This is a genomic window from Microvirga sp. P5_D2, assembly GCF_054049475.1.
The window spans coordinates 1-7,741 of sequence record NZ_JBFUMH010000203.1; the positions used below are offsets into that span (position 1 = coordinate 1).

The window sequence follows — 7,741 nt, forward strand, 5'->3', positions numbered from 1 at the left end:
ATCATGCTCTCACAGTGAGCGAGAGGTCTTAAGCCATCTTAGCAATAGCTGAAACTCAGCAAAAATTTTCATCAACTAATTGCCCTCTCTGCCCTCACCGGAAGCGTCGTATCGGTTGACTCGACTGGGCGAGAAGTTCGGGTCTGACATCCAACTATGCGAACTCCTCAATAGGATTGCCCTCGACTGCACTCGAAAGAGCCTCCCATGGGAGCGACCTCCGAACCGATTCAATCCCAGGTGCAAGGCTCGGACCCAGGTGCAAGGCTCGGTTCACCGACTTGGAGGCTGCCAGCACCTTCCCGCTGACCTCCCACCAATGATCCAGGACCTCAAGGTCGTACAGAGTGGGGGAGAGAAGAGTGGAGGGAAATCCGCCTAGGTCCAATTCGAGGAGGTTCGATTTACTGGGCGTTTGCGATCAGCCTCAGTCTGTCAGACGAAAGGTGCTGCCCAGGAGAGGGGCTCAATTTCTGATATATGTCAATGTCTTAGGTGAACCTGGGGATGCTACATCGTCCGTATTGGCTCGCAAGCTCCTATACCCAGTCCCCCAGATTTTCTGCCCCTTCTGTTGCAAGGAGTTGCGCTACATTTTGGGGAACTGTCGAGCCTGAACCAAGGTTCAGGTTCTTATTGAGAGCAGACTACCTCATCCATTCGATATGCCGAAGGCTGAACCGCTAGTATGTAACAGTTTTGTGGGGCAGAACGCCTTAGAGGGGTTTAGAGCCCGTTTTTGCAACATGCGTGAGCGCATAGCAGCAACGGAGTACTTGCGGTTTAGGGAAGGCAACAGGCTACATAGCCCGTATAAGGCCCTTGGGCGAAATCTGCCGGAGAGCCACTTGATAAATTTAACCGACAAACACGATTGGCTTGCGCATACTCATCTCCCTTGTGGGCAACCTAATGCTACTCCAAAGGTAGCTAGGATGACCAGCATTTCATAACATGGATAGTTCATAAGATAGATAGTTCAAAAAAGTTTCGTTCGCTAGTGCGCAAGCCGTAATTCATGCGAGCGCGACAAACCCTGCTGCCATCCCGCGTTTCAAGTTTACCGCCTTCCAGCCTAGTGCTTTGAAACCCAGTGGCGGGAGACCAAATTGCCTTAATTCGGCTGCTGACATCTCCTGCCCCTCAATCCAAGTTTGTTTGGAGCTTACTAAGTTTGGAAAGTCTTTTGGGTTTAGGTGTTTCATTACAACGTTTGGCATACTGTCCGGTATGTAGCAGACCAAATCTAGGTTCTCCAACTCAGAAACTTCAATGTTTTCATAGCAAACCGCGTCTAAAAAGTTCTCCTCTCGTACTATCAGATTATACAGTATTTCGTTTGTATGAAAGGAACATGAAATCGTGTACTCATTCCCATTATTCGCTAAGGGTTTGTGGAAAAATAATATTATGTTGTTATAGTCTACTCCAGTATCAGTCTCCTTCGGTGGCAGAGGTATCGAAGTCGCCTCATGGTGTACGCCTTCAGAATCCACAACAGAATACCGTATATCCTTTATATCTACCATGCTGTCACCGGACGTGACGGTCATGCCGTAAGCTGATATAGGTTCAGATATAGGAGATATTGTATCTATAATCCTAACTTCATCAGGAATTGATTTATTCTTGTAGTATAGAGAGTTTGAGCGAGCCTCAAATACGCGCCTAATAACCCTTATATTATCTGAATTACGCGCGACTCTATGCAAACTCCTAACCCGGTCAAAGATATCAACTTCTCTATTATCAATCGATAATTTATTCCTGGCAGACGACACTGCCTTGATCAAGAAACTCTCGACCTGTGCTTTATAATCATTATAAGGTTGCTTATCTATTTCATCCAAGGCAGCAACGAAATCTAATGTGTCAATCCCTGTCTTAATGTGACAGACATTATTTACGCCTAGTTCATCCAACGATCTAAGTACAGAATAATCTATCACGGATGATGTTAAAGCATTCAAATATTGCTTTATTCCACCACGAAACAAATAGGGCAATTTCCTTTCAAAACTAAAGCCGATAATGGTCCCTGCATCATTATGTGGCCTCCTAATTAGTTCGTTAACTGGAAGGTTATTGATAACTCCTCCATCAAGGTGCTTATCGCTGCGGTAAGTATGAAATATGAAAGGCAGAGCAGATGAACAAAATACAGAGTACTCTAATGTGTGATCCGTGTCAGAACCATCAAAAACTTTTGAGTTTCCATTATATATATCTGTAGCATGAATTTGAACTCTGATTGGCAAAGAGGAAAGATGATTATATCCTTCGAAAAGCTCTCGAATAAAGCGGCTGTATGCGTCTGCATTATACAAGGACTTCCCAAGAAAGATTGGGACAAAAGCCGAAGGGAAACTTATGTTACGACTAATTTGTGGTAAGTAAGTTTTCGCAAGACGTAATATACGTTCCTTGAAAACAGCAGGATCGCGTCCGCTGCCTAATATACATGCAGCAATTGCTCCAGCAGATGATCCAGAAACCCGCGTAACTCGGAAATTCAACTCAGGAGCGAGCTTGTAGATTACCTCGGCGGCCGCGAGAAGTGCGACTAACTTTGCCCCACCGCCTTGGAAGACAATCTCGATTGGAATCTCTTCCGAGTTGATTTCAACGCGCGGAGGCATGTCTCGAATCCATGTGATGCTGCTGAAGCAGCGGGCACATTTATACAAGCGAAGCGGCTGAAAGCGGTCAAGCTTGGCAGCATGGGTGAGACATGTTGAGTGATAGCCGCTGTGGAAATTTGTGAAGCTGCTATAGGTGCTGGGCAAGGATAATCTGATCGCTTGCGGTTCATGATGAGCATGCTCATACTGGACTTACACTGTTGTTCCTGTGCCACTCTGAACACGGGATGCCGCCTCGCTCGCTCCATGGCACTTAGTATGCCATCCACTGTCCACCAACAGCGATTACGGCTCAATGCTCCCGTAACAGTATCCGCTTTTTGCCAGGGCAGGCCCGCAGTATGTAATTTCATTGCAATTCCAGGAAAACTGCACTAATATGCGTATTCGTCGATCACACGACGGCTGTTACTCAATTTAGAATGATGTTTGATGTATACGAATGCTCCCATTAAAGACGTTTATGAACTACTAGATCAAGAGAGCGCCTTCGCCAGTTCCCATAACTGGGAAGGTTATGCTCAATCCATTGATGAGACCCGGACGGGTCTCAATGCTTTTCTCGCACGCCATCCCTTTCATGTTGTTGTGAAGGACTGGGAGTCCCGGAACGACGAGGACGAACAAGCATACCAATCCGATGTTGATGCGTATAATTGGCTGGACGAGGAGAACATAAGCTACGAAACTTTCGAAGAAGCGCCGCTCTATGACGCTGGCATTACGGTTCTCGGCTTCCCCAGCGAAAAAGCAGCCACGTTGTTCAAGCTGCGCTGGACTTGATCGTCCGAGAACACAACAACTGACCTGGAAATTCATTTCAGGTCAGTCGCAGTTTCGCGGCATACCTCAGCAAAGGCGCTCCAGCCTCTCCTCGGTCAACCTTTCTCCGGATTCTCCCATCCCCGACCCGGCTCCCGGTCAACGTTTTTCCTATCGTTGATCCAGCCTCTACACCTTCCCGACCATCCTCGTCGCACCCGTTCAACCCTCTCCAAAATCATTTTGCCGACCGCTCAACGATCATCGACTGGTCCCCGCCAGGGAGGGTGGACGAACTGTTCATGGACGATGACGACATCGTCGTCGCGGCATGTTGAGATCGTCCGACGATATCGTTGAAGACGATCCGGCGACCTGTGCCCGCCGGGGGGTGACGGACTATTGCGCGGATGCTTTCCAAGAACTCTTCATTTCCTGCACCAACGATCCAGCCACGAGATTTCAAGACGTTGGCAGTGCAGAAAGTCCGTGCGAGAATCTTCTTAAACTACACGGGAGTTTTTGGATGGTTGCTGGTCGGAAGTTCGGGTACTCGCGCGTCTCAACATCTGACCAGGACTGGTCCCTGCAACTCGATGCCTTGATCCGTGCCGGTGTCGATGATCGAGACATCTATCGAGAGAAGGCATCCGGAGCGAAGCGGGATCGAACCGAGCTACGCCGCATGCTCGATCAACTTCGTCCAGGTGATCAGGCAACGGTCTACCGCCTAGATCGATTAGCGAGATCTCAGCTTCACCTGCTCCAGATCGTCGAGGAGATCGAGAGCAAAGGAGCCAAGCTAGTCTCCGTGATGGACAACATCGACACAAGCACGGCCACCGGCAAGATGGTCGTCGGTGTGCTGGCTGTCCTGGCCGAGTTCGAACGCAACCTTCTCCTCGAACGCAGTGCGGCTGGCCGAGCCATCGCCCGGCAGCGCCAAACTCGCTTTGGTCGTCCTCCCAAGATCACCGAGGCTCTGGTCCGACAGGTGATGCTTGCCCATGATGATCCGAACACTACGGTCCCAGAAACCTGTCGTATCCTGGGGATCAGCAAGTCGAGCTATTACGCGGCTCTTCGGGCAGGACAGCGTGAAGCCATGGCATCAGCCGAAGCTGCATGATCCCTGCGCAAGTTCGTGACGGTCGATGACGGTCAGAGAGCCGTGTCAGGACCGTTACGATCTGAACAGATCTCTTCGAATGAAGCCATTTGGGCTGCTTCTGATCTCGGCATAGCGAGTGCTGGTTAGTTCGTGAAAGAGATCTGAGTGGTCCTGCTGCGCACTCCCACTGCTTCTGGCTGGATCACTTCACTTGCGTTTCGTTCTTCCAGCCATCAGCCAGATCCTTCGGATCAATCCCTGTAGGGATCATGATTGTCATATCATCCTAGATCTAATCTACCTTCTCCCCTCACCTTCGCTTACAAAACAAACGAAAGTGAGGGGAGAAGATCTAGTCATCCTGAGTCCGTGACTACCTAACAAGCCGCGTAGCCAATGTTACTTGGCGCAGGAGGTTGCCCGGTCCCTGCTCTAGCGAGCCCTATCTCGACAAGTTCCACCTACATCCTGGGGTGTTACGGTTGACGGCTGAGTGTGCCCTATCGCTTTTTGCACTCGCCGGTCGATGCACCCCCGGTGAACCCTTTTATGTCCAACGGTTTACAATTTTTGGGAAATTGTAGCTTCACGCATCCACTGTTAGGGTATCGATGCGTGACGGATAGGGGTCGAATAGTTCAAGACACACCTATCCTCTTTTCAATGCCTTCTTGCAAAGCGATCCTGACGATCCTTTGCCAAGCAGCCGTTGCCTCCCTACCACCTCGGGTGGGGCGTCCGTCTTGGTCGGCGGCTCTGCCTTACGTTCCCCGGTCTGTGGCTGACACCATCACGTGTCTTATCGCCTTTGCTACTTGTCCCGGATGACTGGTTGGGGTGGAGTCGCCCCTGTTAACTCCTGAGCCTTATGTAATGTTATTTATAAAAGATCCCGCTGCATCTTGTCCATAAAGAATGATTTGTGAGCACTTTCTGTCATAGGAGCGGGATGAGCCGGATCGTGCCTCCGTTCTGGCCTAACGATGCTTCAATCAAAGCGCTTGCCGCTCCTGTTGCGCCAAATCTTGATCGCTCAAACGGCTCCCTAAAATCATTTTGCTCACCTGAAGCGCGTTGCGGAATGACGCAGCACTTATAGGACGAACTCGGAGATCCGCCTCGCCATCCGAGTTCATCGAATAATGTGTCCGTATCGATCTGGAGGGCATATCTCGCAACTGAGAGACGGCGTTTTCGGAGGAACGAATATCGGGGGAACCTCGGGCGGCAGCGGAAGATCATTGCTGTCCGGGAGCAGAAACTGCTCCAGATCTTCATCAAGCGCACGATGATCGTACTTGTAGCCCGATTGCTGCGCCCGCTTCTTCGCAGCATGATCCGCCATGAAAACATTGGCGATCTTCACCAGTCGGCGCGGCGATACTTCATTCTGACGCCACAGGGTTCTGGCAAACCAGCCGATGGCATTATTCTGAACGCTTAGCGGGATGTCTTTACGTCCGACCTCTGTTCTCGTGAGCATCCGCTTCCGAAGGGCAAGATAGGTTGCATATTCCCACCGAGCAGTCCGATCTGCATCGATGTAGAGAGGCTGCTCGCGGCTACGCAGGGCGTCAATATGGGGAAGGCACTCTTTCGGCCATTCTTTATCGTTCAGTAAGTTCCCGTTGAATGCGAACACGATGGGGGACGTTAGCCAAATCGTTTTGAACCCTCCCTCCTCGCCCCGCACCTTCGGAACATAGACCTGAATCGATTGAGATCCGGCGCTATCGGTTGCGATTTTCAAAAGGTTGAGCGAGTTCGGCGACCGAAACAGGTGGTCGCATTCCTCAAAGACCAGAGGTGTCTTACCGTTCGAAAGCTCGAAGAACTTCTCCAGTTCGCGGACATTCTTCGGCATAGCGCGGATGACATTGCAGCCTGCATTGTCGATGGCCTGCGAGATCGCGAAGGATTTGCCAACGCCAGCGCCTCCACTGAGATAGCACGCTCGCGTATCTCCCTGGATCACTTGCTCGGATCGTCGCTGAACCGTTCTCATCTGCTTGGCGAGGGGGTTTTCGTTCTCGACCGCATCCCAATCCGCTGCGGTTCTTCTCGGTTTCAACTCGTAGTGTGTCGTCATCAAAAATTCGTTCCTGGCAATAGAAGTGYGTGAGCGCTCACGGCTTCCCCAACAGCGGGCGATCAAATCAGCACCCGCTGCTTGCCGAGCATGGTGGCTCGGTGTGGGAATCCTCCGTCCCAGTGAGACAGAGGCGTGATGAGGCTAAAGCCTCGTAATGGAGCCGAAGCTCCTGATCCTGAAGAACATCCCAGTGGGCGTCCTCAGGTCGGGAGAGGGAAAATCTCTCCCCGGAGATCCTCGCCACCCGTGGCGGCAGAGATCCATGTCGCTGGCCAGCAACTGCTGCCCTATCTAGTTAAGCTTCTTTCCGCTGTCAACCTATTTTGTAGGCACAAAATAGGCAGTCAACTGCTGTAAATTCGTCCATTGTACGGATAACTTGACATAGCTGATTGAGCCCTGTTAAGAACCAACCCATGGAGAAAGAGCAATTCAAACTGTGGCGTAAAACAATGGGCCTCACGCAGACCGGGGCAGCCCGTGTTCTTGGGCTAAACCGCAACACTATCGAGTTGTACGAACGCGGCACTCGGCGCGACGACCCCAACCATGTCGTGTCCATCCCCCGCACCGTCGAACTTGCCTGCGCAGCGTTGCTGCTTGGTATTCATCGTTACAGCGGCCCTGATGAAATGATCCAGGATGACTTGAAGGTGGATGTTGCTCACCTCGTAACTCCGGATGGGCTTCGGTCTGGGGTCGAGGAGTGGATTGATAAGCACGTCACTGGAAGCTTCAGGATAATCAATAACGTGGCGGCTTTTTCGAGGGTATCAGAAGCCGTCCTTTTCAAGCTCACTTGGGATAAAGCTAACTTCGAGGAGCAGGACTGACCCGAACGGACGGCTCGGACGTTCCGCCGAACAAATAATTTTAGAGAACTCCACATGCACGCAGCACTTCTAAAGCAACACACGGCAGAGCGATCATCCGGTAGCCATTCCGGGTCCATCGGACGTTGGTCCGGTGCGCTCTTCATTAATTGTCATGGATTCGTTTCAATCTTGCGGGGGAGTTATGACCTCCCGCGTTTACCCGACGCGCGGGCGTTCCCGCGAACAGGCTGCTGACCACATTGGGGTCGGCCCGACCAAGTTTGACGAGTTGGTTGCGGACGGTCGCATGCCCCAGCCG

Annotated in this window: 5 protein-coding genes; 3 read left to right on the forward strand and 2 right to left on the reverse strand. The window is 51.2% G+C overall.

The features are described 5' to 3' along the window. Window positions 1-1,016: 1,016 nt before the first annotated feature. Complete coding sequence (locus ACXJKO_RS27830; RefSeq protein WP_457094286.1) at window positions 1,017-2,639, reverse strand: patatin-like phospholipase family protein; 1,623 nt, start codon at window positions 2,637-2,639, stop codon at window positions 1,017-1,019. 435 nt (window positions 2,640-3,074) lie between these two features. Here ACXJKO_RS27830 and ACXJKO_RS27835 point away from each other — a divergent pair, with 435 nt between their 5' ends. Further along, a complete protein-coding gene (locus ACXJKO_RS27835) occupies window positions 3,075-3,425 on the forward strand; it encodes a hypothetical protein (RefSeq protein ID WP_457094287.1) in 351 nt (116 codons plus the stop codon). A gap of 505 nt (window positions 3,426-3,930) precedes the next feature. After that, complete coding sequence (locus ACXJKO_RS27840; RefSeq protein WP_457094288.1) at window positions 3,931-4,533, forward strand: recombinase family protein; 603 nt, start codon at window positions 3,931-3,933, stop codon at window positions 4,531-4,533. A 1,114-nt stretch (window positions 4,534-5,647) separates the two neighbouring features. Here the strand turns inward: ACXJKO_RS27840 and ACXJKO_RS27845 are convergent. After that, entirely contained in the window at window positions 5,648-6,604 is a 957-nt protein-coding gene (locus tag ACXJKO_RS27845) for a hypothetical protein (protein ID WP_457094289.1), read from the reverse strand. Between the two features lie 419 nt (window positions 6,605-7,023). Between ACXJKO_RS27845 and ACXJKO_RS27850 the strand changes: the two genes are divergently transcribed. Further along, window positions 7,024-7,440 (forward strand): helix-turn-helix domain-containing protein, encoded by a 417-nt coding sequence (locus tag ACXJKO_RS27850; RefSeq protein ID WP_457094290.1) that lies wholly within the window; start codon window positions 7,024-7,026, stop codon window positions 7,438-7,440. Window positions 7,441-7,741 lie beyond the last annotated feature (301 nt).